Below are 26594 nucleotides of genomic sequence, written 5' to 3' on the forward strand. Positions count from 1 at the left end.
TAGTACAACATCTAAGACAAATTTGTCAATAACTCTAAAATGGTTTTAAAGCCCTTCCATTGCTAAAATTCCAAGGGTTTAGTACTCTATAAATATGGAGATTCCAAAGGTTTAAGGTTTTCAGGGGTCTTATAGGGTGTTATGTCAACGATTAATGAGCGTGTGAGGTTGGTCCGCCAGCATTTTAAGATGTCCCAGGCCGAGTTTGCCGCAAAAATTTATGTCCATAATGGTTTTCTTTCCGCCCTTGAGAATGGCAATAAGCGGGTGACTGAACGGGTTCGCAAATTGGTCTCCGTGACCTTTGGCGTCAACGAGGAATGGCTCCAGGAAGGGACCGGGGAGATGATCGTCACGGATAACCCGGATTACGAGCTCCAGGAAATTGTTGAACTCTATAAGCAGCTTAGCCCCTATTTCAAAGCATATTTCCGGCGGCAATTACGGGACATTATGGAATATGAGCGGCTGAACAAAAAATAGAAAGCCTCAACGCAAATACCGAACAGCAATTTTCAGTTTAGCCAAGATTTAAACACAGAGAGGAAACACAGAGGACACGGAGGGAAGAACACAGAGATCACAGAGGAAGAAAGGAAGCTTTATCTCTGTGATCTCTGTGTACCCCTCTGCGATCTCTGCGGTTTTTCTTAAAATTCTTGAGGTGTAACTGGAACTTCAAAGAGTTTATACCGGGAAAAAAATAGAAATGCATTAACCGATTTTTTATTATCATTTGAAATTATTCCATTTACTATTGAGGATGCGGAGATTTATGGAATAATCCGGGCGGAATTAGAACGGAACGGGGAAATTATCGGTCCCTATGATATGCAGCTTGCGGCTCAGGCATTACGGGGCGATTATATTTTTGTAACAAATAACGTACAAGAATTCAAAAGAGTTAAAAAACTTAAATTAGAGAATTGGGTATAATAAAAAAAGCCCGGAACCACCGCGCTAACGCAGCAGTTCCGGGCTCTGTTGTCAGGTCCGATAGTTTATCTTAGAAAGGTCTATCCGCCAGGTACTTGTATTCCTTCCACACCCGTTCTGCGTGGGCTTTGGCCTTGGCAAGCAGGGCGTCGGCGCGGTCCGGGGATGCGGCTTTGAGGCTCTTGAACCGGACTTCCTTGTACATAAAGTCTTCCAGGCTGGTGGTGGCTTCCTTGGAATCCAGTTGGAAGGGGTTCTTGCCCTCCGCTTTGAGCCGGGGATCGTAACGGTACAGGGGCCAGAGGCCGCTGGTTACCGCCGCTTTCTGCTGCTCCAAGCCCTTGCTCATGTCGATGCCGTGGTTGATGCAGTGGGAGTAGGCGAGGATCAGGGAAGCTCCGGGGTAGGATTCCGCTTCACGGAAAGCTTTGATAGTCTGGGCCATGTTGGCGCCCATGGAGATACGGGCCACGTATACATAGCCGTAGCTCATGGCCTGGGCGCCCAGGTCCTTTTTGGTAATATCTTTACCGCCAGCGGCGAACTTGGCGATGGCCCCTACCGGGGTTGCCTTGGACATCTGACCGCCGGTGTTGGAGTACACTTCGGTATCCATACACAGGACGTTGACATTCCGGTTGCTGGCAAGGACGTGGTCCAGGCCGCCGTAACCGATGTCGTAGCCCCAGCCGTCACCGCCGAGTATCCACACGGAGCGCTTGATAAAGTGATCCGCCAGGGATGCGAGCTGCTTGGCGATAGGCTTGGAGTCGCCCTTTAACGCGGCTTTAAGCTGATCCACCAGTTTCCGCTGGTCGTCAATTTCTGCGTCCGTGCTCTGGGGATTGGCCAGCAGCTTGTCCACGAGAGCGGCCTGGATGCCATCGGCCTTGGCAAGAACCGCCACTTCCTTGGCGAACTCGGCGAGCTTGTCGCTGGTAAGGCGCATACCTAAACCGAATTCCGCGGCGTCTTCAAAGAGGCTGTTTGACCAAGCCGGTCCACGGCCTGCCGCGTTTTGGGCGTAGGGGGTGGTGGGGAGGTTTCCGCCGTAGATGGAGGAACAGCCGGTCGCATTGGCGATAACCGCCCGGTCGCCGTAGAGCTGGGAGAGGATCTTCACATAGGGAGTCTCACCGCAGCCGCCGCAGGCGCCGGAGAATTCAAAGAGGGGCCGCTTGTAGGCCAGGCCTTTGGGGGTGCCCAGGTTGAGCTCCTCGGCGGGAACTTCGGGCAGGCTGAGGAAATAGTCCCAGGATGCGGCTTGTTCCGCGTGGTATACCGGGTTATCCGCATAGTTAATCCAGCTCAGGGCTTTCTTATTCGGGTCTTCCTTGGATTTTCCCGGGCAGACGTTGATGCAGACCCCGCATTCCATACAATCTTCGGCGGAAATCTGGAGCACCGTTTTCTTGCCGTCCACCGGTTTCGGTTTGATATCCGCAGTTTTGAAGCCCTTGGGGGCCTTGCCGACTTCGGCGTCCGTGAGGTTCTTGAAGCGGATACAGGCGTGGGAACAAACCGCCGCGCACTGGCCGCACTGGATACAAAGAGATGGGTCCCAACTGGGAACCCGCTCGGCAACCGCCCGTTTTTCATACTGGGTGGTGGCGCTGGGGAAGGTCCCGTCCACAGGGATTTTACTCACCGGAAGCTTATCCCCTTCCTGGACAGACACGGCGCCCAGTACTTCCCGAATCCAGGCGTCCTTGGATGTGGCGAAGGGCTGTTTCATGTGGTGTTTGCTGTCCGCAGCGCCGTGCTTTACTTCCTCAACCGCATTGAGGGAGGCGTCCACGGTATCGTAGTTCTTCTGGACCACGTCGGCGCCCTTCTTTCCGTAGGATTTTTCGATGAATTTTTTCATATACTTGACCGCATCGGCTTCGGGGAGTACCCCGGAAAGCTTGAAATAGGCGGCCTGCATGACCGTGTTGATGCGGTTCCCCATGCCGGTCTTCCGGGCGATATCCGCGGCGTTGATCACGTAGAATTTGACCTTCTTTTCTATGATCCGCTTCTGGGCTTCCACGGGGATTTCCGCCCAAACTTCGGCGGCGCTGTAGGGGCTGTTGAGGAGGAAGGTACCGCCGTCCTTGATATTGGCCAGGAGGTCGAAGGTTTCCATATAGGAGAACTTATGACAGGCCAGGAAGTCCGCTTTGGTGATCAGGTAGGGCCGGCGAATGGAACTCTTGCCGAAGCGCAGGTGGGATACGGTGAAGCCCCCGGACTTTTTGGAGTCGTAGGAGAAGTAGGCCTGGGCGGAAAGTTCCGGTTTGGCGTCTCCGATGATCTTGATGGAGTTTTTGTTGGCCCCCACGGTACCGTCGGCTCCTAAACCGTAGAACATAGCTTCGTTCATGCCCTCTTCGGTAAGGACGAAATGTTCGTCGAAGTCGATGCTCTGGCTCAGTACATCGTCGTTGATACCCACGATGAAGTTGGGGGTTTTCTTGCCTGAAAGATTATCGAAAACCGCCTTAACCATGGCGGGGGTGAATTCCTTGGAACCCAGACCGTAGCGGCCGCCGAGTATCAGGGGATAATCCTTGAACTGGGCTTTTCCCGCAGCCTGAATTTCGCCGATGGCGGTACGCACATCTTCGTAGAGGGGCTCGCCCAGGGAGCCGGGCTCTTTGGTCCGGTCCAGAACAGCGATAGCCTTTACCGTTGCAGGCAGGGCTTTTACAAAAGCAGCGGCGTCAAAGGGCCGGTAGAGGCGGACCTTCAGGACACCCAGCTTTTCGCCCTTTTTGTTCAAATATTCCACCGTTTCTTCACAGGTTTCCGCGCCGGAACCCATGATGATGATCACCTTTTCCGCATCCTTAGCGCCGAAATAGTCGTAGAGGTAGTACTGCCGGCCGGTAATCTTGGCGTATTTGTCCATTTCCGCCTGAACAATGGCGGGAACCTTGGTGTAATATTGGTTGACCCCTTCCCGGCCCTGGAAATAGGTATCGGGATTTTGGGCGGTGCCCCGGATAACAGGCTTCTCCGGGGTCAGTCCCCGCTGGCGGTGAGCCCGGACCAGGTCGTCGTCGATCATCTGTTTTAAGGTGTCGAAGCTTACTTCTTCGACCTTCTGAAGCTCGTGGCTGGTACGGAACCCGTCAAAGAAGTGGAGAAAGGGGATCCGGGAACGGAGGGTTGCGGCATGGGAGATAACCGCCAGATCCGCCACTTCCTGAACGCTGTTGGATGACAGCATAGCCCAGCCGGTCTGCCGGCAGGCCATCACATCCTGGTGGTCGCCGAAAATCGAGAGGGAACTGGTGGCCAGAGCCCGGGCGGCGATATGGAACACCGTAGAGGTCAGCTCACCGGCGATCTTATACATATTGGGGATCATCAGCAGGAGCCCCTGGGAGGCGGTGAAGGTAGAAGAGAGGGCGCCGGTAGTCAGGGCGCCGTGGACCGCTCCGGCTGCGCCGGCTTCGGACTGCATTTCCACCACCTGGGGAACGGTTCCCCAGAGATTTTTCTTGCCCTGGGCGGAAAGCTCATCGGAGACTTCCCCCATGGGGCTGGAGGGGGTAATCGGATAAATCGCAATTACTTCGCTTAGAGCGTGGGCCACCTGACCCGCCGCAGTGTTTCCATCAATCATAACCATGTGTTTTTCAGCCATTTTTTTCCTCATTAGAAATTGGGTTTCCTTATTGTAAATCGGGGAGAAGAAATATTCAATAGTAGTATAAAATAAGTTCAAATGAAGGATTTAACCACGGACCTCACGAACCCCACGGACAAAGAGGGAAGAAATCGAGGATGTGACAGGCGGTTTGGCAAAAACGGGCGGAGGGAGGGGCATCCCCGATCGAGCACGCTTGTGGAGTCTGCTTCCGGAGCCCCTGCGGGTCTCCTACAGCAGGGAATTCCAAATGTGCTCGATCGGGGATGCCCCTCCCTCCGCCCGCCGTTGTCAATTAGCCCAGACTTAGTTAGGTGGTTCCAGCTCTCGGCAATGCGCCAGACTTAGTTAGGTGGTTCCGGTTCCCAAGCAATGCGCCAAACTTAGTTAGGTGGTTCCAGCTTCCGGGCAATGCGCCAAACTTAGTTAGGTGGTTCCAGCTTCCGGGCAATGCGCCAAACTTCGTTAGGTGGTTCCAGCTTCCGGGCAATGCGCCAAACTTCGTTAGGTGGTTCCAGCTTCCGGGCAATGCGCCAAACTTCGTTAGGTGGTTCCGGCTCCCGGGCAATGCGCCAAACTTCGTTAGGTGGTTCCGGCTCCCAGGCAATACGCCAAACTTAGTTAAGCGCCCAAACACAGACCAATCGTACAGGCGCCGGTGGGGTGGGGAATCCCCATCGCGGGATATTTGGAATTCCCTGCTGGAGGAGACCCGCAGGGGCTCCGCAAGCAGACTCTACAAGCATCCCGCGATGGGGATTCCTCACCCCACCGGCGTTTTTTCGATATGTTCGGCTGTGGTTATCCTACTTTTTCCGGGAAGTCGCTATACTAGCCTGGGTAATTTTGGTATTGATATTCCCCAGAAGAGAGCGGGCGGACTGGCTTTTTGAGCTGCTGCCCGGGTAATCGCCCGTGTTAAGGGCCGTTTGGGCCTGATCCGTCTGGGTTTTAGCGGTGTTAAAGTCTCCGTTAATGGAATCAAAGTCCAGTTGGATGTTTTTTACACCCTTGGCGGCGTCAATGTTCTTTTGAGTTTCCCCAAGACTGGCCCGTACACCGGTCAATAGGTTAGACGCCTCGTCCCGGGCCCGCTGAGCCCCGGCTTTTCCGTCCGATATAGCCCGTTCCGTTGCGTTTATCACTTCCTGGGCATAGGTTTTGGCCGCATCATACCGTTTTGCCGCCGCTTCAGACTTCATATTTGCCAGGGCGTCCCGGGCGCGAATTATCGAGGAGCTTCCGTAGGCTACGGCATCGGGATCGTTTTCCGCCCGGGTAAGGGCCGCCGTTGCATTATCCATTTCTTCTGTGGGGGGCTTGGCGCAGGCGCTCAAAAACACCGATAGGGCCAATACCGTTATCAGAATAAAGGGTATTCTTTTGTTGTTCAATTTAATCCTCCTGAAATATCTTATACCCCTTCTAAGGTATTAGTTTAGATAACTATTATTCTAAATCAAACCCGAAGGTATATGCAAGTAATAGAAAATCCTTATTATTATCGGTATAATTTCGAAAATAAAGGTGAGTATGACGGCATATATTTCTAAAAAAAAAGCCCTGATTAGGTTTGTTCTTTCATTTTTTGCGGCCGCCGCGGTGTTGGCCCTGTCTTTTCATATCCTCAAGGGGCCGCATCTGGGTCCCCATTATGATTATCTTCTGAAATATGTTGAACCGGTCCCGGTATCCGGGGAGCTGCTCCTTGTTGAGACCCGGCTTCCCCTTTCCGCCAATGGCGACACCGCCCTTCCGGAAGATTTTATTGAACCCGCATCCCTTGTTTCGGTATTGATGACCATGACGGAGATGAACGCACTTTCCCTAGTCATCCAGGCGCCGGTTTCGGCCGGGCCCTTGTCCGGGGGCGCGGACCTTCGGCTTGCAGCTCCGGATGAAATCCGTTCCCGGTTTGACGGGGAATTTAACCTGGTGGAAAGGAATATCAGGAACCTGTTTGAAGCCATACGCCTGGGGTTTATACTGCCCGCGGAGGCGGATCGCTATGTGGGGGAACTGATAAGCATCACCGGGCGGGGGAAAGAACGGCTGCTCCGGGCGTTGTTCCCTTCCGATAAGTCCGACCGGAGCCCCCTGGGGCGGGCTTCCGAAGTTTTCGGCAAGGTGTGGGTTCCCGGCGCTCTGGGGGAGCAAGGTTCCTGGTACTACAATACCCAAGCGGACGGGGACGGCAAGATACGGCGCGTTGTTCCGGTTATGAGCCAGGGGGAAATAGGCGGGGAGCATTTGGTATATGCCGCGCTTAAAGACCGTCTTCCGGCGGAGTTTTCCTTCCCCGGCGATGACCGGGGGGCGCTGCTCTTTGTTCCCGTCATGGAGGGAGATTTCCGGCGTATCCCCATGGCGGTCTTTCAGGAGTACGAGGAGGCGGACCGGGAACTCTTCCGGCTTTTATCAAACGCCGAAAGTCAGGGTATCTATGCGGAACTTAATCCGGAATCTTACCCCGGCTATCTCTACGAATATGCTCAGAATATGCGGGAGGAGCTTTTGCGGGAGCCGGACCAGGATAGAAAAACCCGCTGGCTTGACGCACGGGCAAAGTACTTCCAGTCCCTGGATGATTTTTTTAACGGCCCCTCGGAAACGAGCTTGGTGGATGGCTACGAAAGGATGATCGCCTCCGAATCCCTGGGGGTGGAGGGCATACGGCGGGTTACGGCTTTACGGAATGAGCTGATCCTGAGCTTCCGGAATTTGCGGGAAAACTATGCCGGACTTTTGGAAAAACGCGCTTTCCTGGAGCTTGAATTGTCCAATTCCTTCTGCATCCTCGGCCCCCCGGATTCGGCTCTTGAAAACTCCGCCATTCTGGCTAATACCCTCCTTACCGGAAGGGTGATAAGCCCCGGTTCGGACCAGGATACCCTGCGCTGGTCCCTTATTGGTATCCTCATCATCCTGGCGCTTATAAGTTTCCTTGGTCCCTGGATTTCCCTGGGCGCTGGTTTTCTTCTGGCTGCGGCTCTGGGGGCTGTTTTTTCCTATAGTTTTGTCCTCAGGGCCTATTGGATGGACCCCCTCATCCCCCTATGCGCCGCTACTGCCGGGGTTCTGGTATCCGTTGTTTTTGCCTTTCTGGCAAAATACCGTTCCGCCGCCCGCCTTCGCCGGGCCTATGGTTCCCGCATGGCCGCCCCCTATCTGCGCCGCCTAATCCGTTCGGGACGGCCCCTTCCATCGGAAACCTGCAGCGCCACGGCGGCCATTGTGGCGATCCGGGACGGCAGCCTGAAGGGTATAGAAAACCGGAGCAGCCCCCGGGAATCCGCCAAGGCGGCATCGGTATTTCGGGAAGAGGCTTTCCGCCTTTTCAGCGCCGCCGGGGCTGTTATGATCGGTATTGAGGGGGACCTGACGGTTTTCGCCTTCGGTTCCCCCCTGGAACGGCAGGCGATGAAGAAGATGAAGACCCTGCTTCCCGATGACAGTATTCGTGCCGCAGAATTGGTGTTGGATATTCTGAAAAACGTCCCCCGGGCCGCATCCTGGTGTTTTGCCATCGATGCCGGGGAATGCAGCTTCTCCTGGTCGGCGGCTGCGGGTTATACCGCCTCGGGCCGCGCGGTGGTCTCCGTCCGGCTTTTCTCCAAGCTCTGCTCCCGGTATAAAACCCGCATCCTGGTGAGCAGCCGGATCGCCGAAAAGCTGGGGACGGTTCCTGTAAAAAAGCTGGGCGCTCTGGTGGATCAGGACGGCGGTGAGCGGGAAGAATTTTTTGGGCTGGAGAGCGGAGCCCAAGAACCAGGTCCCGGAGCGGAAAAGCGTCCGGGCTCACCGGCCTGAAAAAAAGAGCCCCTTAAACCCCGTGGGGGGGCTTAAGGGGCAAGTCACGATTTTTAATTCTGACAGTGCTTTCTGCGTTTTTTACTTTCCCTGTTTTGCCTTGATGTATTCAATTAGTCCGCCGCAATCGGCAATTTCCGTGATATGCGTGGGGATTTTGCTGCACCCATAGGTCTCGCCGGTGGTTTTGTTTACGATTTTTCCATTCTTATAGTCCAATTCAATCGTTTGCCCGGGCTTGATTTTCGCGGTTTCTGCACATTCAATGGGTAGAAGCCCCACATTAATACAGTTACGGTAAAAAATCCGGGCATAGTCCATGGCGATTATAAATTTCACCCCAAGGGCTTTAAGCATCAACGGCGCAGTCTCCCGGCTTGAACCTGAACCAAGGTTATGTTCCGCTACAAAATAATCTCCCTTTTCATAGCCGGAAGCAAATGACGGGTCTACCGTCGCCATGGTATATTTCTTTGCCTCTTCAATCTGCAGCTCCATATATTGGGGCGGCGAAATAATATCGGTATTGATATTATCACCGTATTTCCATACATTCCCTTGTTTCATAATCTCTCCTCTCAGATTGTACGGGGATCAACGATCCTGCCAACTATTGCGGAAGCCGCTGCGGAAGCAGGGGAAGCAAGGTATACATTCGAACTTTTACTGCCCATACGTCCCCAAAAATTGCGGTTGGTAGTAGAAATACAGGATTCGCCCTCTCCAAGAACGCCGGAATGTACCCCCAGACACGCACCGCAGGTGGCGGCCATAACAACCGCGCCCGCATCTGCTAAAATTTCAAATAACCCCGCTTTAAGGCATTGTGAATACACATCCTTCGAGGCGGGTGAAACTAATAATCTTACGCCCTTGGCAACCTTCTTGCCCTTCAGTATCTTTGCCGCCGTCTCAATATCGGTTATTCTTCCGCCGGTACAGGAACCGATATATACCTGCTGCAATTCAACCTTTTCCAGAGACTCGATATCGCACACATTATCTACCTCGTGGGGGCAGGCAATCTGCGGTTTCAAAGCCGCCGCATCAAAGGCAAATGAGGCGCAATACCCGGCGTCGGCGTCGGGGTTTACCCACTCAAAGCTGCCTTTAATACCCCGTTCCGCAAGGTACTGAGCGGTAATTTCGTCATACCCTATGAGCCCGGCTTTTGCGCCCGCTTCTACCGCCATGTTTGTGATACAGAGCCGCTCGTCCATGGGAAGGCCGCGGATAGTGGAACCGCAGTATTCAATGGTTTTGTAGGTAGCGCCCGCATGACCCACCGTACCTATGCTTTTAAGCGATACGTCCTTCGCCATAACCAGGGGAGCCAGCGCGCCATTCCATTCTACCTTGACCGTTTGGGGTACCTTGAGCCATGTCTGTCCGGTGGCAAGCACCCCCGCCATTTCCGTGGAACCTATGCCGGTACCAAAGGCGGCAAGCGCCCCGTACATACAGGTATGCGAATCGGTACCCACGACAATTTCACCGGGCAGCACATGGCCTTTTTCTACCATCACCTGATGGCATGGGCCGTCGAATTCATAATAGTGCTCACAGCCGTTTTCTTTTGCCCATTCGCGGGTATACTTAACGATATTTGCCTGCTTTTCATTTGCCGGCGGCGTATAATGATCGGAAATAATAATGACCTTATCGGGGTCCCACACCTTGCCGCCGATTTCTTTCAAACGGTCGGCGATTTCAAGGCGGGGCCCTAGGATGTCATCCATCATAGCCTTATCAATCTTTACCCAAAAAATATCGTCGGCAGAAACAGTATCCTGCCCCGCGGCATGAGCCAATATCTTCTCGGACATGGTCTTGCCCATTTCGTTCTCCTTATGTTCGTTCTAAAATATCTTGTATATACCGAGTACCGCGGCCAGGGAGACCACAAGTACCCCGCCTGCGGAGACAAAGAAGAGCTGAATGAACAGTTTCAACTGCTGTTCCTGGGTAGGCTTGGCAACCTGGGAATAGGCGGCCAAACCAAGGGAACCGCCGGTAGAAAGGGGGCTGGTCCCCGCCACATGTGCGGAATTGGTAACCGCGGAAAGGAGCACCAGTGCGGAAACGCCGCCGACTTTCTCTATGATGCCGGGAATGGTTGGGATGAGGGTAGGCATAACCACCCCGGAGGTCGAACTAAACCATGACATGATGCCCGCGGTAAGTCCCAGGATGCCGGGCGCCGTAGTGGGGGTCATCAGGGTTGCGAGGCCGTCGGAAAGCAGCTTGATACCGCCCAGCTTGATGATCATCGCCATGAGCATGTTCACCCCGCAGACCAGAATCAGGGTTGCCCAGGGAACGCCCGCGATAGCCTTTTTTTCGTCAGCAGCGCGGACTATCAGGAGTACCATGGCTACGGTGAAGGCCACAAGGCCCACATTCTGTTTTAAAATGACTACCGCGACAACCAGTACCCCCATGCCGATCAGGGTATAAATCTGATTTTTGTTGATTTTTTCAATCTTGATGGTACTGACATCAACGTTGGATTTCATCTTATAGCCGCCCAATACTATGTAGAGGACGATAAAATATACCGTCTGGGCGATGATACTATTGATAAAATAAGTGGAAGGTATTATTCCGGTAAGATTCCCTTTGGCGGCTAACTCCAGCCCGAGAATACCGGTAGGGGCGATGGGAGAGATCCCGCCGGCCGCTGCGCCCAGTACGTTGACCGCAGCAAGTAGAATCGGGGAGATCCCCATTTCTGCGGCGAGCGAACAGGTAAAGACCGCCATCAAACTCATGACCGGGATAGTACCGGGCCCGATAGCCGCCAGAATCGTATTGAATACGTAGACAATAATCGGAATAAGAAAGGTTTTTTTGCCGGCCAGGGAAACCACCCGGCGGGCAAGCCATTCCAGGGTTTTATTTTCCTGTGAAATACTGAACAGCAGCATAACCCCCAAAAGGGTCACAAATAAACTGGTAGGAAATCCCGCCGTGATGGTACTTGCGCCAATTTTGCCCAGGAGTCCCAAAATAAGCGCCAATCCCATGGCGATAAACCCGGGATTACTTTTCCGCACGAAGCCCAACACGACTGCAAAAACCAAAAAAATGAGAGATACTACAGCCATAAATTCCCCCTACATAATGGATTGTTAGCCCCAATGGGCAGAATTGTCCCTTAGGACACTTGATTATATCTTACTAGCAATAATCGGACCAAGATGTCCAATAATTTGCAAAGAACTTTTTATTCTGTTTTCCGGCTGAAACAAAAAGAATTAGGGAAGATTTTTCTCTTGCCGGAAGGCTTTTCAGGCTTCACAAGCCCGGAACGGGGTATCCTGATCCCCTCCATGGGTTTTCCATTTGTTTCAAGAAACACCTTAAATTCAAATTTGAAACATTTCCTTGCTTTTCCCATGCTTAGGGGGTATAATAAAAAATCTTTCCCGGCAAAGCAGCGGCGGAGGGAGAAGGTATATGGTTCCGTACAAAATTCACTGTTTAACCTACAAAACCTTGGACAGCCTGGTGCACCAGGTTTTATCCCAATATGTAGATCCCGAAGTTGAATTCACCATCCTGGAAGGCGCGCTCCTGGAATTTCATGAAGGGGATATTCTGAATAAACTGCACATTGCGGAAGAGAATGGATGCGAAGTGATAATCGCCGGCGGGTCCAACGCCAATATCGCGCGGGAACGATGCAGTATTCCGGTGGTTGAATATCGCCTTACCGCTTACGATTACCTTGCCGCGATTGACAAGGCCTTTATTTACGGCGAAAAGGCGGTGTTCTGCTCCTACCGCCGATCGGTAGACCCGGCTCTGCTGTCATGGTTAGATAAGGAACATATCCCCTATTCCAATATCATTTATGATACGGAAGCAGATTTGAAGGAGCAGCTGCTCCTGCATAAGGGAGAGGTTGTAATCGGTACTGCCTTTCCGGTAAACATGGCGATGCAGCTTGGTATTAATCATATTTTGATCTACCCCGGAGAGGAGTCGGTGCTGGTTGCTTTCCGGGAAGCCAAGATGATTGCGACGCAGCTTCGCCGACAAAGCGAATATTATCAATTTGCCCAGGCGGTAATTGACAATAGTACAAACGGGCTGGTGCTTGTCAATTCCGAAGGTACCGTCATAGAAATGAACAATACGGCGCAGCAAATTTACGGAATCAAAGCCGAACATATCAAGGGACGCAAAGCGGAAGATATCCTTGTGGAGAGCAACTATTTTGAATTTATGAATCAAAATACGAGCGAACTGGTAGAGGTCAGGAAGATTAACAAGGAACTGGTGTTTTGCAAATGGGTGCAATTAACGGGGAAATCTCAAAATGTCATCGGTTCCGTCTGTATTCTCTCAAGTATGTCGGAGATTATGCAAAAACAGTACGATTACCGGAAAAAACAGCAGGATGAGAACAGGGGCCGGGGTTTTGTGGCAAAAATGCGGTTCAGTGATATTCTGGGGTCCTCGGAATATATCCAGCGGGTAAAAGCCGAAGCCCGCCTGATTGCCAAGGTAGAGGGAAACATCACGATCCTCGGTGAAACCGGAGTGGGAAAGGAAATTTTCGCACAGAGTATTCACAACGAGAGTCCCCGTAAGAACGGGCCCTTTGTCGCGATAAACTGCGCCGCGCTGCCGGAACAACTCCTGGAATCAGAGCTGTTTGGATACGATGAAGGGGCCTTTACGGGCAGCAAAAGGGGGGGCAAGAAGGGCCTGTTTGAATTGGCAAACGGAGGGACCCTCTTCTTTGATGAAATTGGTGAGCTTTCAATGTCCCTGCAAAGCCATCTGCTCAGGGTATTGCAGGAGCACGAGATTCGTCATGTGGGCGGTGACCGTATAATTCCTGTGGATGTACGGGTTATTTCCGCAAGCAATAAAGATCTGTCCAACCTTAAGGGGGATCAGTTCAGGCTCGATTTATACTACCGTTTAAGCGTGTTCGATCTTTACCTTCCTCCGCTGCGGAACCGGGACAGCGATTCCGTTACCCTGTTTGAATATTTTTTGCTTCAACGGGGGAGTCTTTATCCGCTGGCCAAAACACTGCCGGAACCGGTAAAAAGGGTAATCCGGGAGTACACCTGGTACGGGAATATACGGGAATTACAAAATGTGAGCGAGCGATATTTACTTTACCTGAGCGAACTTACTGCGCTCAATTACCGGTATCTTTTAAGAAGCATAGTCCGCGCCATCGGTGAAAACCGGCTTTTAAATGCACTCCTTGAAAAGTATAACTATTCGGGCAAGGACCCGGATGAATGGCTTATTACGCTGATGCAGGAAATCCTGGGCTACAACAAAACCCAGGTGAGCGAAAAACTGGGAATAAGCAGGACTACCCTATGGCGGAAAACACATACTGAATTAGCGGAAGAGACCCGATCCGGTCCGAATAACCCTGGAATATGAAAAATATCAGAAAAACGGATCTTTTGGCACGATTCTTGCTTTAAAATTTATAAATTTTCATAGAGCCGCGGAATTGCGACTCCAAGGAGGAAACCATGGGTTTGTTAGACGGCCTCAAAGTATTGGATTTGACCAGGGTACTCGCCGGACCATATTGCGGTATGATGTTGGCGGATATGGGTGCGGAGGTAATAAAAATTGAAGAACCGAAAAAAGGGGACGATTCACGGGCAAACGCGCCCCAGGTAAACGGTGAAAGCGCCTATTTTATGAATTTGAACCGTAACAAGAAGGGTATCACCCTTAATTTGAAAAGCGAGAAGGGCAAAGAAGTTTTTATCAAACTAGTCAAACAAAGTGATATGGTGATTGAAAACTACCGTCCGGGGGTTATGGAAAAGCTTGGCTTGGGCTATGAAGACCTGCGAAAAATCAATCCCGGTATAATCTACGGCTGTATTTCGGGCTTCGGCCATACCGGGCCTTATTCAAAGCGCGCCGGCTACGACATTATCGGCCAGGCGATGAGCGGCCTCATGAGTACCACCGGATGGCCCGATTCGCCCCCTACGCGTACGGGAACCGCCATTGCGGATGTTTACGCCGGGGTAAGCTGCTGTTCGGGGCTTCTCGCGGCGTATGTGCATAAGCTCAAAACCGGGCTGGGGGACAAGGTTGATATATCCCTGGTGGACGGCATGGTTTCCGCATTGGAAATTATCACCATGATCTATCTTTCCACGGGAAGAATCCCGACCCGGATCGGCAACCGCTACGAGGCTATTTATCCCTACGATTCGTTTAAAGCGTCCGATGGGTATGTAATCATTGCCTGCGGCAACGATAAGCTGTACGGCCTTCTGGTGGGACTGTTACACCTGCCGGGAATGGAGGATGAATGTTTTTCGTCAAATGTCAAACGGGTAGAAAACAATGCGGCGCTCAAGGAGATCCTGGAAAAATGGACGGTTACCAAACCTATCGATGAAATCGTAGAGATGATGCTCAATGTGGGGATTCCGGCGGCGCCCATTAATACCCTGGACAGGGTGGTGAAGGACCCGCATATTGCCGGCGCGCGGGAGATGTTTGTGGAAGTAAACCATCCTGTGGCAGGTAAGATTAGGATAACCAACACGCACCTTAAATTTTCCGATAACCCTGCGGGAGTCCGCATACCTTCGCCCACCCTGGGCCAGCATAACGGAGAGGTCCTTGAAACCCTGGGGTATTCTCCGGCGGAAATCGCATCATTTAAAGAGCAAGGCGCTATTTAAGGAGGAACAAAATGGGTACGCATATCAATATTGTTGAAATCGGTCCGAGGGATGGCTTTCAGAGCGTGAAAGAATTTATGCCGACGGAATTTAAACTGGAAATAATAGACGGTTTGGTTAAGTCGGGCATAAAGAGGATTCAATGTACCTCGTTTGTGAGTCCCAAGGCAATTCCGCAGATGCAGGATGCTGCTGTGGTGGCAAAAACCGTCATCGGAAAATATCCGCAGACATCTTTTTTTGCCCTGGTCCCTAATTTTCGCGGTGCGGAATCCGCCGTTGAAAACGGGGTCAAGGATGTATCGGTGGTAGTTTCCCTGAGCGAATCCCATAATAAGGCGAACATAAACCGTACCCATGAACAATCTATTGAGGAGATAAAAAAGATCCGCGGGGAATTTCCGGATCTGAAGATTACCGTAGATGCTGCCACCGTTTTTGGCTGTCCCTTCGAGGGCCGTATGGAAATTCCTCCCCTCATAGAACTTTTGGGGAAACTGCACGATGTCGGGATTCGGGCCTTTACCCTCTGCGACACGATTGGTGTGGCGTATCCCGCGCAGATCCGGGCGATCCTCGAATCGTCAAAAAAAGCGTTCCCCGACTCGATATTTAATCTCCATATACACGATACCCGCAACATGGGTATCATCAATAGTTACGAGGGGATTAAATGCGGCGCTCAGAGCGTAGAAACATCCCTGGGCGGTCTTGGCGGCTGCCCCTTTGCGCCCGGTGCAAGCGGCAACACCTCCACGGAAGATTTTGTCTACATGATGAACCGCGAGGGGTATGAAACGGGTATTGATTTCTCCATCGTACTTGAAACCGCACGGAAGCTGCGCGAAAAAGCGGCGGGCTTGTATAGCGGCCACCATATCAATATTGATAAGGTACATCAGGACTTCACATAAATTGTATAGAGTATAATCCGGAGGTAATAGCTTTTGACCAGATCCATCCAAGAAATAATTGATAGGGCTGCTAACAGTACTGTCGGAGGGGAAAAAAAAGTCCTTTCCGTTGCTGCTGCCCACGACGAAGATGTCCTGCGCGCCGTAACGGCGGCTGTTCATCAGGGGATAGTAAAACCGGTTTTGGTAGGTAATGCAGAAAAAATAGACGCCATATTACGGAAAATCGGTGAAAAAAGTTCTGATTATTGGATTGAAGACGCGGGGGATAACACAAGCACCGCCGCAAGGGCGGTCTCCCTGGTGCGTTCGGGAAAGGCTGACTTTTTAATGAAGGGTCTGCTCAGTACCGCCGAATTGATGAAAGCGGTAATTGATAAGGAAACGGGATTGCGGACAGGAAACTTGATAAGCCATGTCATGTTATACGAGGCCGCCGCATATCCGAAGATTTTGGCGGTAACCGATGGGGGTATGAATACCTATCCTGATTTGGAAAAAAAGATCGCCATCCTAACAAATGCGGCTGAAATGCTTAAGGCCCTTGGCTATGATCGAATGGTAGCGGCCTGTATCTGCGGCGCCGAATCGGTGGACCCGAAGATTCAATCTACTGTGGATGCCCAAGCTCTCAGCCAAATGACCGGACAGTGGGATAAGTACAAGCTCAAGGTACTGGGGCCGGTCGGGCTGGACCTTGCAATCAGCGGCAACGCCTGCCGGCATAAGGGATATGGTGATCCTGACGGCGGTAACGCCGACATTCTTTTGACGCCGAATTATGAAGTGGGCAATGGGATTGGAAAGGCCCTTACCTATTTTGCGGGGGCGCAGTCAGCGGGGATCATTTTAGGGGCAAAGGTTCCTATTGTACTGGTATCCCGATCCGACGAGGCTAAAACAAAGTTAAGCTCCATAGCCTTAGGCTGTTTACTGTCTGTTTGACATTGGGGTAAATCTTCGGATTTGCGGGCCTTTACCAACCGGTCTTATCTGATATAAGCTATATTTTCAAGCGTCCCTGAGCAGTGGGTCTCCCATCGCACAGGGTTTTCTATAAGGGGGATTGTTATGGCTCAAACTGGTAATCTTGCACATCATGTTAAGTTTAGTTCGCGATGGGGATTTATTCTCGCTTCTGTGGGTTCCGCGGTTGGTATGGCCAATGTATGGGGCTTTCCCTATAAAATAGGAGCAAACGGCGGCGGCGCCTTCATCATTGCGTATCTCATATTTGTGGTTATTTTCAGCAGCACCGGGCTTGCGGCGGAATACGGCATTGGCCGTAGATCCAAAACCGGTACGGTGGGCTCCTACCATGCGGCGTGGATATCCGGGGGAAGTAAGGCCAAAGAAAAAATCGGCCGCTTTGTGGGATGGCTTCCTTTGGCAGGGTCCATGTGTATCGCCATCGGCTATGCGGTGATTATCACCTATGTGCTTAAAGCCTTTGTCCATTCGGTATCCGGCGCCCTGATGACGGTGGATACCGGCCAGTGGTTTGAGTCCTTTTCCCTTACCAATTATTCGGTGGTGCCCCTCCATATCATCGTAGTGGTGGGAACCCTCCTGACCCTGCTCTTAGGCGCATCCAGTATTGAAAAGACCAACAAGGTGATGATGCCCCTGTTTTTCCTTGTCTTTGTGGTTCTGGCAATCCGGGTGGCCTTTCTGCCCGGCGCAGCGGCGGGGTATAAATTCATGATTACCCCCGTGTGGTCCCAGTTCAAAGACCCCATGCTGTGGGTGTGGGCCATGGGGCAGGCATTCTTCTCCCTTTCCATGACCGGTAGCGGGATGATCGTCTACGGCGCGTATCTGGATGATAAGGAAGATCTTGTCTCAGCGGCCAGATGGACCGCCGTATTCGACACCCTTGCAGCATTTGTGGCGGCCTTGGTCATCATCCCTGCGTGTTTTGCCTACAAAATTGATGTGGGCGGCGGCCCCGGGCTTCTCTTTGTAACCCTGCCGAGGATTTTGCAGGACATCCCCTTTGGGCAGTTCTTCGCTATTATTCTTTATGGAGCCATGATCTTTGCCGGGGTAAGCTCCCTGCAAAATATGTTTGAAGCGGTGGGCGAATCCCTGCTCAAGCATATTCCCGCACTGACCCGCAAGTTCATGCTGTTTATTCTCTGCGCGGTCTGTCTTGGGATTGGGATCAATATGGAACCCATCTTCCGGTGGGGTCCCTGGATGGACATTGTATCAATTTATATCATCCCCATTGGCGCAACGTTGGGAGCGATCTCCTGGTTCTGGATCATGAAGAAGGACGATCTGATGGACGAAATTAACAAGGGCGCCATGACGGTGCATGGAAACTACTGGTATCTCCTGGGGAAGTTTGTCTATGTACCCCTGGCAGCAGTTCTCTGTGCCGTTGCCTTATTAAAACAGATATCTTTCTAGGATGTTTTGAGGAATACCGTGCCGTATAAAATTCTTTCAATTAACCCCGGTTCAACTTCCACCAAAATTGCGGTGTATGAAGATGCTAAATGTCTTTTTGTGGAAAATATGAGCCATAAGGCAGAAGAATTGACGCCATTTTCAAATTTGCTTGATCAATTTGATCTTCGTAAACGATACGTAGAAAAATCAGTAAAAGAACATGCTGTTGAGCTTACGGAACTCGCCGCCGTTGTCGGACGCGGCGGGATGCTCAGGCCGATGCAAGGCGGCGGGTATTTGGTAACTACGGAAATGATAAACGAGCTTCGATCAGAGAACACTCAACCCCACGCCTCAAATTTAGGAGCGATTATCGCTTGGAGCATTGCGGAACCCCTGGGGATTCCCGCATATATTTATGATGCGGTTTCCTCCGATGAATTCAAGGATATTGCCCATATAACCGGTATTCCCGGTATTCTCCGGGAAAGTTTTTGTCATGTGCTTAATGCGAAAGCCTCTGCGCGGAAAGCTGCGGGCAAAATGGGGGTGAACTATAGGGAAAAGAATTTTATTGTAGCCCACCTCGGCGGCGGTATTTCCGTAAGTGTACACGAAAAAGGCAGAATAGTTGATGCAATACAGGCTGATGGCGGCCCATTCTCCACAGAAAGGGCCGGTAGTGTACCGCTTCATTACATTGTAGATCTTTGTTATAGCGGCAAATACACACAAAAAGAATTGTTTAGCGTGCTGAATACGAACGGAGGTCTTAAGGGGCTGCTCGGTACGAATGATTGCCGTGTCATCGAGCAAAGAATAGCCGACGGAGATGAATATGCCCGCAATATTTTTGAAGCGGAAGCCTATCAAATTGCAAAGGGTATAGGAGAAATGTATCCGGTCCTGTGCGGTGATATTGATGCTATTATTCTGACCGGTGGGATGGCGTATTCGGATTTTATCACAAGCGCGGTAACAGGGCGGGTAAAAAAACTTGCTCCGGTAATTGTTATTCCCGGTGAAAATGAAATGGAGTCCCTGACCCTTGGCGCCTTACGTATTCTTAAGGGTGAAGAAAACTATAGTACCTATACAAAGGATGTAAGGGACCGATGTAACATGGCCAATAATTGATTCGGGTTCGTCCTAGTCTTCATTTTTTGCAAATAAAATAGAAATTTTTGAAAAAATGGTATACTGTATAACTGAAGCTTATTCCAAAATCGATAGAAAGCAGTAGGGAAACCGGCGTATGATTTTGTATAATTCATTTTGTTATATAGAGTTACCTTCCTCTGGAGTTTATGTTGTCTCCTCGTAAACCAGCCTCGGGGAGGGCGATCCTGATGGTCCTCCTGCTGTTTATAGGCGGCGGCGCTCTTTCTGCCCAAAATTCATCCGAAGTTGATGTAATCCTCCGGACCCGGGAGCTGAGTTTTGCCCAGGCCGCCGGTTTTGTCCTGACAGCGGCGGAGCTGCTTCCGTTGGATACCCCGGGAGGCCGGGTAGGGGAGTTGAATGCCCTTGCGCTTGCGGCGAATAGCGGTTTTCTGCCTAAAAGGGTTTCTCCCACAGTCGCCGGTTCCGGGGATGTTCCCATAAAGCTGGGTGAGTTATGTTTCCTCATTATGAAATCCTTCAATATGAAAGGGAATTTTTTATATTCCCTTTTCCCGGGTCCCCGCTATAGCTACCGGGAATTGAAATATATGCGGCTGGTTCCGGAACCGAGCGATCCCGCTATGCCGGTGAGCGGTTTACAGCTTATGCAGATAACTGAGCAGGTACTGTATTACCTTGGAACCGATGCGGGGACTACGGATGGGATTCAAAAATGAGGATGTCAAAGCTTGGTTTGCTCCTAATCCTCTGCACCTATGCCGGGTTTGGGGCGGATTTTGGGGTGACGCTCAGCGTTTTGCCGGAATACGATTCAAGATCCGATAGGGAATTCTCCTTTACGGGGACCCTGTCTCCCTGGGTTTCGGCCCTCCTTAGCCCCACCCTCGGCCTTTATGTATCCGCCGCCGCCCGGCTGGAGTATGACGAACCGCCGGACCCTTTCCTGATCGAACTGGACCGGACGGAACTGAGTTGGCGTCCGGTTTCAACGGTGTTTTTGCAGCTGGGGCGGCAGTGGTTTGAGGATAAGCCGGGTCTTATCGCGTCCGGGTTGTTTGACGGGGTCCAGGGCTCCCTGGGCTTAGGGGATGCCCGGCTTTCCCTGGGGGTGTTTTACACCGGATTCCTGTACAAAGAAACCGCCAAGGTGATCATGAACAACCATGATTTGGAAATGTACGGCCTCGAACCGGATTACGGCGATATGTCAAGCTATTTTGCGTCCAAGCGCGTTTTGGTCCCCTTTACGGTGGAATTCCCCGGGTTTACCGCCCGGTCTTCCCTGGCCCTTAGCGCTATTGCCCAATTTGATGTGAACGGCAGGGAGACCGCAGATTCCCTGCAGAGCCAATACCTGGAGTTTCAGTATATTCTGGAACCCCGGGAACCGCTGCATCTTACCATAGCCGCCAGCGCAGGGTTACGGGAAACGGATGATATGCGGATGGGGTTTGCGGCCCTTGCAAGGGTGGATTTTGAGCCGCCCACGGCGGTACAGGATTTACTTTCCCTGCAGCTCCGCTGGTCAAGCGGGAGGGGTGAGGATTTTATTGATGCATATTTTCCCGTAAGCAGTATTCCTGTGGGGGAGATTTTTCCGTCCCGCTTGTCAGGGCTGATGTATATCAAATCCGCCTATATGGTGCGGCCCCATAAGAGTTTTAGCGCCGAGGCTGGGCTGAGCTATTATATAAGGACCGACCTGACAACTTTGCAGGACCGTGAATTTGATCCCCCTTCGGATTCCCGCTTATTAGGCGGGGAGTGTTACGGTTCTCTGGTATGGGCGCCCCAATCGCTTATCCGGTTAAGCGCAGAGGGGGGCCTTTTCTTCCCGAACTTGGGAGGGGTATTTATTTCCGGTACGGAGCTTCGGTGGAAGGCCGCCCTGGGGGCAGTAGTTTCGTTTTAGTGAGTGGAGGCTGGTATGAAACAGGGAATACTATGGTTTATCTGTCTTTTTGGGATCATTCCCATAGGGCTTTTTGCCCAAGCTGCGGAAAGCCGGGGAATTATACAGGAAGTACAGGGTAAGGTGGAAATACGGGCGCTGGGTGCGGATTGGATCCCTGCGGTGGAAGGCCAGCGGGTAGAATGGGCAGCCACCATATCCACGGGGTTTAAGGGTACCGCCCTGATTAAGCTGGGGAATTCACTTTTAACGGTGCGGCCCCTGACCCGGCTGACCGTGCGGGAAATACAGGAAACCCAAGGGATTGAACGGGTAAGCTTGGATATGCAAACCGGAAGGATACGGGCGGATGTAACTCCTCCCGCGGGGGGCAAAACCGATTTCACCGTCCGCAGCCCTACGGTCACCGCTTCCGTGCGGGGGACCTCCTTTGAGTTTGACGGGACGATCCTATTGGTCGACGAGGGGCGGGTGCGCCTTACCGGCGGGGATAGTACCTCCGTATATGTGAGCGCAGGCCATCATGTTACTACGGACCCGGTGACGGGGAGAATCCTCCTTGTTGCGGAAACGATACGGGAAGAAATGGTTCCGGATAAACCGGTGGGGATGGGCGCAACTTCGCCGGATGTGAACATACAACCGGCGACGGCCTCGTCTGTCGGCCCAAAATGGGAGTAGTAGTTATGAAGAAAACCATATTGGGATTGGCAGTTTTATTATTTATGGCTTCCTGCGATTTCTTTTTGGGCCCCTCCGCAGGGGAGGGGAATGTAACGATCCAAACGGGGAATGGTACGGGAAGGGCAGCGCTGCCCCCGGAGAGTACTGAAAAATTCCGCTATGAGTTTACCTTTACCAGGCTGGCTCAGAGTTTTACCATGAATCTTGATCCGGGGGTGCAATCACTAAACCTGTCCTTAAACCTGGGGGAATGGTTTATCGCCGCTACGGCCTATGCCGATGGGGATGTGCTTGCGGGAGAGGGGGAAATGCACTATACGGTTGTGCCGGGGAACAATTTAGTGTTGGTGCCGATGAAGGTGATCGAATCCTACCTTGGCCAGGAGACGATAACCATTAGCTTTACCGATTCGTCGGATGAAAGCGTTACCCTTACTATTACGGGTCTGGCTGATGATGGCAGCGGCGGTAAAACACTCTCGTGGTTTACGTCCAATTTTATCCTGACCGCAGCCGGAGGCGCCAGTTACCAATGGTACAAAGACGGGGTCGATACCCTGAATAGTACGGACACTTTTTCTGCCCCGGGTTCTGATTTTACCCTGGGGAAACATCAGATAATGGTAAAGGTTATTACTTCCACAGGGGCGGTGTACTCGAGGACGGTTGAATTTACCGTAGAATGAAGATGAAGGCGAAAGCGAAGGGGATGAACAGGATGAAAGAGCGAAATAACAGAAAACAGAATAAGTGTGGCATAAGAAAAATTTTCAAAGCTGCCCTGGTTTTCCTATCCGCCATCGCCATGCTTACCCTCCTGTCATCCTGCCCTAATCCGGTCGTCCATGGGAATGGCTCCGCCCTGGGGCGGGTGGTGGTGCGGATTGGAGACGGAGGGGGGAGGAATTTACTGCCCTCAAGTCAAAGCTTTACCAAATATACCCTCACCTTTAGCGCCGAAGGGAAAGCGGATGTGGTGGCGGAACTTACCGGTGATAATGCAAACTCCCTAAGCGGGGGCGGGTTTGGGGTAGACCTGGAACCGGGGACCTGGAGTTTAAGGGTTACCGCCTATGCCGGAACCGCACCGAACTATACGGCCAGTGCGGAAAGCGCTGCCCCGGTTGAGCTTAGGATTACCGGGGGAAGCGTCACCAGCCAATCGATAAAGCTTATCCCCATCGAGCCCGATGTTCCAACAACAGGAACCCTTAGCTGGACTATCCGCTTCCCCGTTTTGAGCGGTTCGGATACGGCAACCCTGAAGGTAAGAAGGGTGGCGGACCCTGTCGATGTTATACCCCCGGTGGACCTCTTCGCCAATGCGGTTACCACGCCGCCTGACATGACGGCATCCGGTACGGCGCCGCTCCTTCCGGGATACTATGAGCTGCTTATCAACCTGTCCAAGGACAACAAGGATGCGGGCCGGGCTGAGGTAGCGTATGTCTTTTCGGGGCTGACGACCGAGGCGCCCTTTACCTTTATTGATGATGATTTTGTGAGCATGATGTACCTGACCGGGGAGCTTCCGCCTCCCGCCAATTCCTCCGGTCTTACCCTGACCGCCGTGACGATACAAGCCCTTGATGTCTCGGAGACCCCGCTTTCTGACCCGGCCACGGTAAACTTAGACAGCCATGAATGGGCTCTGAAGGTTCCGTTTGACACCACCCAAGTCAAATTTAAGCAGAAATACTTCCTGAGCGACGGCGGCGGCTTTGACGGAGTTTACGAAGTAGAAACCGGTGTCATATCTTCCTTCGCGTCCGGCGGTGGCGCCGTAACTGACAATTTAACCCCGTCGTCGCCCATACCCACCTTTGTCGCGAAGGTGGACGACATACTTTGTACAACCCTTGGGGAAGCAATAGGCATCGCCGGGAGCATTTCTGCATCAAAGCCGGAAATATCTGCGATTAACCCGGTTATGGTAACCCTGCTTGAGGATGTAACTATAGATAACGTAATAAGCATCCCCGCTACAACCTTTGTAAAGCTTGTTTCCCTTCCGTCCGGCAAGACTATAAAGCGTGGCCTCCTGTACGATGGCTTCCTTATCAAGGTAGAAATCGGCAGATACCTGGAATTGGGGGGTGATGGGCCGCTTACCATAGACGGTGACGGTATGAATGTTACTGCATCCAAGGCCCTGATTACCGTAGATAATGGTGGTACGCTTACGATAAGCAGTGATACTGTAACATTAAAGGATAACAACAATACCAATGTTAATAGCGCCTACGGCGGCGGAGTGTTTGTGGTTGGCACCTTTACCATGTCGGGCGGTTTAATCACTGGGAACAAAGCGGTTTACACCGGCACCGACACAAACGGCTCAGGCTTTGGCGGCGGGGTGTTGGTGTCTGGCGGCACCTTTACCATGTCGGGCGGTTCCATCACCGAGAACAAAGCAGATTACACCGACTCAGGCAGCTCAGGCGGTTTTGGCGGTGGGGTGTATATTAGTGGTCCTAAGGGTATCCTTACCATGAAAGGCGGTTCCATCACCAAGAATGAAGCCGTTAAGGGCGCCGGCGTACATATAGACAACGGTAAGTTTACCATGGAAGGGAGCGCTTCCATCGCTGAAAACGACGCCCGCGACGGCGGCGGAGGTTTAGGCGGCGGAGTGTTTGTGGGTGATACTACTTCTTGTACATTTGAAATGAAAAATGGTACCATCTCCCAGAATACCTCCGACAATTCAGGCGGCGGGGTGTACATACTTTCGGGTACGGTTACTACTGCCGGGGTTCAATCTTCCGGGTTTTTTATGACAGGCGGAACCATCTCCGACAATGAGGCCGTCGCCGGCGGCGGGGTGTATGTGTTTGGCGGCGCTATTTCCATGTCTAGTAGCAATGCTGCTGCCGCTATCACCGGGAATAAGGCCACTTCTTCTTCTTTGGGCGGCGGCGGGGTATATATGGAGAGCAGTACTTTTACCATGACAGGCGGAATTATAGGAGGCGGCGATTTACCCAGCAACGCTCTATCCGGCGGCGGGGTGTATATGGTCGGCGGTACATTTAATTTGGAAGGCGCCGGTTTCATCACCGGGAATACGGCAACCAGCTACGGCGGCGGGGTGTACCAAGAAGGTGGTAATTTTAACCAGTCCGGCGGAAGTATCGGACGCAGCGATTCTCCCGGCGACGGAAATACCGCTCAGTATGGCGGCGGAGTGTATGTGAAGGGCAATGGTACCTTTACCCTGTCGGCAGGTTCCATCTCCGGGAATACTGCCAGCGATGGTTCGAGCCAGGGCGAGGGAGGCGGGGTGTATGTGTCGATGGGTACATTCAATTTGGAAGGTGACGGTTTCATCACCGGGAATACAGCGGTATCCCTCGGCGGCGGGGTGTATACGGCCGATACTTTTAGCCAGTCCGGCGGAACCATAGGAGGCGCTTCCGGCGCAGGGAATACTGCTCAGGATGGCGGCGGGGTGTATATGGCCGCCGGTGTGGTTACCATGTCAGGCGGTTCCATCAGCTGGAATGAAGCAACCAACACGGGCGGCGGGGTACGAATGGCCGGCGGTACGTTTACAATGTCCGCCGGAACCATCGCTAGTAACTCCGCAGATGTCAACGGCGGCGGGGTGTATATGACCATCGGCGGCTTTACCCTGCAAGGAAACGGTTCTATTAGCTCTACTATTAGCTCTAATACAGCCGACAGCGGCGGTGGGGTATATATGAACGGTTCCGGTACATTTACCCTAAAGGATGGGGGTTCCATCGTCGAGAATACTGCCACCGGCAATTATGCGTCGCAAGGCGGCGGCGGGGTGTATGTGAATGACGGCAATTTAAATATGAATGGGGGTTCCATCACCGGGAATAATGCTTCCGGTAGCGGAAACGGGAACGGGGTGTTTCTCGCAGGCGGCAGCTTTACCCACACCGGTGTAACCGTTGATGATGCAATATACCCCCCTGAACTGTAATCCAAAAGGCATGGAGAGGTAAAGGCGGAACAGGGGATGGCAGGATAAAACGATGAAAGGCCGGAGTGATAACAGGAAACCGAATACCCCCGGTGAAGCCATGCGCTTATTGGGTTTCCGAAAGCACACAATTTGTCGGGGGGCCTGTCAGGAAGGAAAAGTATGGGGCCTCCCAGAGGGTCCCTCCATACTTTTCCTTCCTGACACCCCACTCCGTACTAATTGTAGGTGTGCTTCCGTGCCTCCTAGGCGCATGGCTTCACCGGCCGGTTCGCCGAATGAAGTTTCCAACTAAGTTCCAAGCGGTGTTCCCTCCCAACAAAGTTAAGCGCAACAAAGGCCCCCTATGGACCCCCTAGGACGTGGAGAACGCACAACAGGACCAGTTATCGGGGGTGGTGGTGGAGAAAATATCGGGGGGACCCTCTGGCTATTCTTGACCCACAGAATCTCGTCCCTTATGTTTTTTGGGTTCGTAAAAATCCGGTTTTCACTTTTTTCAAAAGTTTTCCTTCCCCAGTAAAGTATT

At 52.1% G+C, this 26594-nt stretch carries 18 protein-coding genes and 1 pseudogene; 14 read left to right on the forward strand and 5 right to left on the reverse strand.

The window, feature by feature from the left end; all coding sequences use genetic code 11:
• Positions 1-141: 141 nt before the first annotated feature.
• Positions 142-483 carry a helix-turn-helix domain-containing protein gene (locus LQZ19_RS19070; protein WP_411049282.1) on the forward strand — a complete coding sequence of 114 codons (342 nt, stop codon included), beginning with the start codon at positions 142-144 and terminating at the stop codon, positions 481-483.
• A 213-nt stretch (positions 484-696) separates the two neighbouring features.
• A pseudogene (locus LQZ19_RS19075) lies at positions 697-936 on the forward strand (PIN domain-containing protein); the annotation flags it as partial.
• A 70-nt stretch (positions 937-1006) separates the two neighbouring features.
• Here LQZ19_RS19075 and nifJ read toward each other — a convergent pair.
• Both nifJ and LQZ19_RS19085 read right to left on the reverse strand, forming a co-directional pair.
• Positions 1007-4570 carry a pyruvate:ferredoxin (flavodoxin) oxidoreductase gene (nifJ, locus tag LQZ19_RS19080; RefSeq protein ID WP_411049283.1) on the reverse strand — a complete coding sequence of 1188 codons (3564 nt, stop codon included), beginning with the start codon at positions 4568-4570 and terminating at the stop codon, positions 1007-1009.
• An 809-nt stretch (positions 4571-5379) separates the two neighbouring features.
• Positions 5380-5967, reverse strand: coding sequence for a DUF4398 domain-containing protein (locus tag LQZ19_RS19085; RefSeq protein ID WP_411049284.1), 588 nt, complete (start codon positions 5965-5967; stop codon positions 5380-5382).
• A 139-nt stretch (positions 5968-6106) separates the two neighbouring features.
• On the opposite strand from LQZ19_RS19085, the gene LQZ19_RS19090 reads away from it, so the two are divergent.
• Positions 6107-8383, forward strand: coding sequence for a hypothetical protein (locus LQZ19_RS19090; RefSeq protein ID WP_411049285.1), 2277 nt, complete (start codon positions 6107-6109; stop codon positions 8381-8383).
• 81 nt (positions 8384-8464) lie between these two features.
• On the opposite strand, the gene LQZ19_RS19095 is transcribed toward LQZ19_RS19090, so the two are convergent.
• From LQZ19_RS19095 to LQZ19_RS19105, 3 genes are read right to left on the reverse strand one after another with little or no spacing between them, the layout of a single operon-like run.
• The gene (locus LQZ19_RS19095) at positions 8465-8950 is read right to left on the reverse strand and encodes a LeuD/DmdB family oxidoreductase small subunit (protein WP_411049286.1); all 486 of its coding nucleotides are present in this window, start codon (positions 8948-8950) and stop codon (positions 8465-8467) included.
• An 11-nt stretch (positions 8951-8961) separates the two neighbouring features.
• Entirely contained in the window at positions 8962-10221 is a 1260-nt protein-coding gene (locus LQZ19_RS19100) for a 3-isopropylmalate dehydratase large subunit (RefSeq protein ID WP_411049287.1), read from the reverse strand.
• Between the two features lie 21 nt (positions 10222-10242).
• Positions 10243-11490, reverse strand: a complete 1248-nt coding sequence (locus tag LQZ19_RS19105) for an SLC13 family permease (protein WP_411049288.1) — start codon at positions 11488-11490, stop codon at positions 10243-10245.
• Between the two features lie 352 nt (positions 11491-11842).
• On the opposite strand from LQZ19_RS19105, the gene LQZ19_RS19110 reads away from it, so the two are divergent.
• From LQZ19_RS19110 to LQZ19_RS19160, 11 genes are all read left to right on the forward strand, one after another.
• Positions 11843-13801 carry a sigma 54-interacting transcriptional regulator gene (locus LQZ19_RS19110; RefSeq protein WP_411049289.1) on the forward strand — a complete coding sequence of 653 codons (1959 nt, stop codon included), beginning with the start codon at positions 11843-11845 and terminating at the stop codon, positions 13799-13801.
• Positions 13802-13896: 95 nt separating this feature from the next.
• A complete protein-coding gene (locus LQZ19_RS19115) occupies positions 13897-15078 on the forward strand; it encodes a CaiB/BaiF CoA transferase family protein (RefSeq protein WP_411049290.1) in 1182 nt (393 codons plus the stop codon).
• A gap of 11 nt (positions 15079-15089) precedes the next feature.
• Positions 15090-15992, forward strand: coding sequence for a hydroxymethylglutaryl-CoA lyase (locus tag LQZ19_RS19120; protein WP_411049291.1), 903 nt, complete (start codon positions 15090-15092; stop codon positions 15990-15992).
• Between the two features lie 33 nt (positions 15993-16025).
• Positions 16026-16937, forward strand: a complete 912-nt coding sequence (locus LQZ19_RS19125; protein ID WP_411049292.1) for a phosphate acyltransferase — start codon at positions 16026-16028, stop codon at positions 16935-16937.
• Between the two features lie 126 nt (positions 16938-17063).
• Positions 17064-18407: a sodium-dependent transporter gene (locus LQZ19_RS19130; RefSeq protein WP_411049293.1), complete on the forward strand. Its 1344-nt coding sequence runs from the start codon at positions 17064-17066 to the stop codon at positions 18405-18407.
• 18 nt (positions 18408-18425) lie between these two features.
• Complete coding sequence (gene buk / locus LQZ19_RS19135; protein ID WP_411049294.1) at positions 18426-19526, forward strand: butyrate kinase; 1101 nt, start codon at positions 18426-18428, stop codon at positions 19524-19526.
• 212 nt (positions 19527-19738) lie between these two features.
• Positions 19739-20230: a hypothetical protein gene (locus LQZ19_RS19140; protein ID WP_411049295.1), complete on the forward strand. Its 492-nt coding sequence runs from the start codon at positions 19739-19741 to the stop codon at positions 20228-20230.
• A complete protein-coding gene (locus LQZ19_RS19145) occupies positions 20227-21426 on the forward strand; it encodes a hypothetical protein (protein WP_411049296.1) in 1200 nt (399 codons plus the stop codon). Before LQZ19_RS19140 ends, LQZ19_RS19145 begins: the two co-directional genes overlap by 4 nt.
• A 15-nt stretch (positions 21427-21441) precedes the next feature.
• Positions 21442-22107 carry a FecR family protein gene (locus tag LQZ19_RS19150; RefSeq protein WP_411049297.1) on the forward strand — a complete coding sequence of 222 codons (666 nt, stop codon included), beginning with the start codon at positions 21442-21444 and terminating at the stop codon, positions 22105-22107.
• Positions 22108-22112: 5 nt separating this feature from the next.
• The gene (locus LQZ19_RS19155; RefSeq protein ID WP_411049298.1) at positions 22113-22796 is read left to right on the forward strand and encodes a hypothetical protein; all 684 of its coding nucleotides are present in this window, start codon (positions 22113-22115) and stop codon (positions 22794-22796) included.
• A gap of 32 nt (positions 22797-22828) precedes the next feature.
• Entirely contained in the window at positions 22829-26065 is a 3237-nt protein-coding gene (locus LQZ19_RS19160; RefSeq protein WP_411049299.1) for a beta strand repeat-containing protein, read from the forward strand.
• Positions 26066-26594: the final 529 nt, after the last annotated feature.

It is taken from the genome of Treponema primitia (assembly GCF_046533075.1).
Classification (GTDB): domain Bacteria; phylum Spirochaetota; class Spirochaetia; order Treponematales; family Breznakiellaceae; genus Termitinema; species Termitinema primitia_B.

What these genes read in the sequence shown, in the direction of transcription:
- LQZ19_RS19070 (WP_411049282.1), top strand. Translation starts at nt 142, where the DNA reads ATGTCAACGATTAATGAGCGTGTGAGGTTGGTCCGCCAGCATTTTAAG.
- nifJ (WP_411049283.1), bottom strand. Translation starts at nt 4,570, where the DNA reads ATGGCTGAAAAACACATGGTTATGATTGATGGAAACACTGCGGCGGGT.
- LQZ19_RS19090 (WP_411049285.1), top strand. Translation starts at nt 6,107, where the DNA reads ATGACGGCATATATTTCTAAAAAAAAAGCCCTGATTAGGTTTGTTCTT.
- LQZ19_RS19095 (WP_411049286.1), bottom strand. Translation starts at nt 8,950, where the DNA reads ATGAAACAAGGGAATGTATGGAAATACGGTGATAATATCAATACCGAT.
- LQZ19_RS19100 (WP_411049287.1), bottom strand. Translation starts at nt 10,221, where the DNA reads ATGGGCAAGACCATGTCCGAGAAGATATTGGCTCATGCCGCGGGGCAG.
- LQZ19_RS19105 (WP_411049288.1), bottom strand. Translation starts at nt 11,490, where the DNA reads ATGGCTGTAGTATCTCTCATTTTTTTGGTTTTTGCAGTCGTGTTGGGC.
- LQZ19_RS19110 (WP_411049289.1), top strand. Translation starts at nt 11,843, where the DNA reads ATGGTTCCGTACAAAATTCACTGTTTAACCTACAAAACCTTGGACAGC.
- LQZ19_RS19115 (WP_411049290.1), top strand. Translation starts at nt 13,897, where the DNA reads ATGGGTTTGTTAGACGGCCTCAAAGTATTGGATTTGACCAGGGTACTC.
- LQZ19_RS19120 (WP_411049291.1), top strand. Translation starts at nt 15,090, where the DNA reads ATGGGTACGCATATCAATATTGTTGAAATCGGTCCGAGGGATGGCTTT.
- LQZ19_RS19130 (WP_411049293.1), top strand. Translation starts at nt 17,064, where the DNA reads ATGGCTCAAACTGGTAATCTTGCACATCATGTTAAGTTTAGTTCGCGA.
- LQZ19_RS19140 (WP_411049295.1), top strand. Translation starts at nt 19,739, where the DNA reads ATGGTCCTCCTGCTGTTTATAGGCGGCGGCGCTCTTTCTGCCCAAAAT.
- LQZ19_RS19145 (WP_411049296.1), top strand. Translation starts at nt 20,227, where the DNA reads ATGAGGATGTCAAAGCTTGGTTTGCTCCTAATCCTCTGCACCTATGCC.
- LQZ19_RS19150 (WP_411049297.1), top strand. Translation starts at nt 21,442, where the DNA reads ATGAAACAGGGAATACTATGGTTTATCTGTCTTTTTGGGATCATTCCC.
- LQZ19_RS19155 (WP_411049298.1), top strand. Translation starts at nt 22,113, where the DNA reads ATGAAGAAAACCATATTGGGATTGGCAGTTTTATTATTTATGGCTTCC.
- LQZ19_RS19160 (WP_411049299.1), top strand. Translation starts at nt 22,829, where the DNA reads ATGAAAGAGCGAAATAACAGAAAACAGAATAAGTGTGGCATAAGAAAA.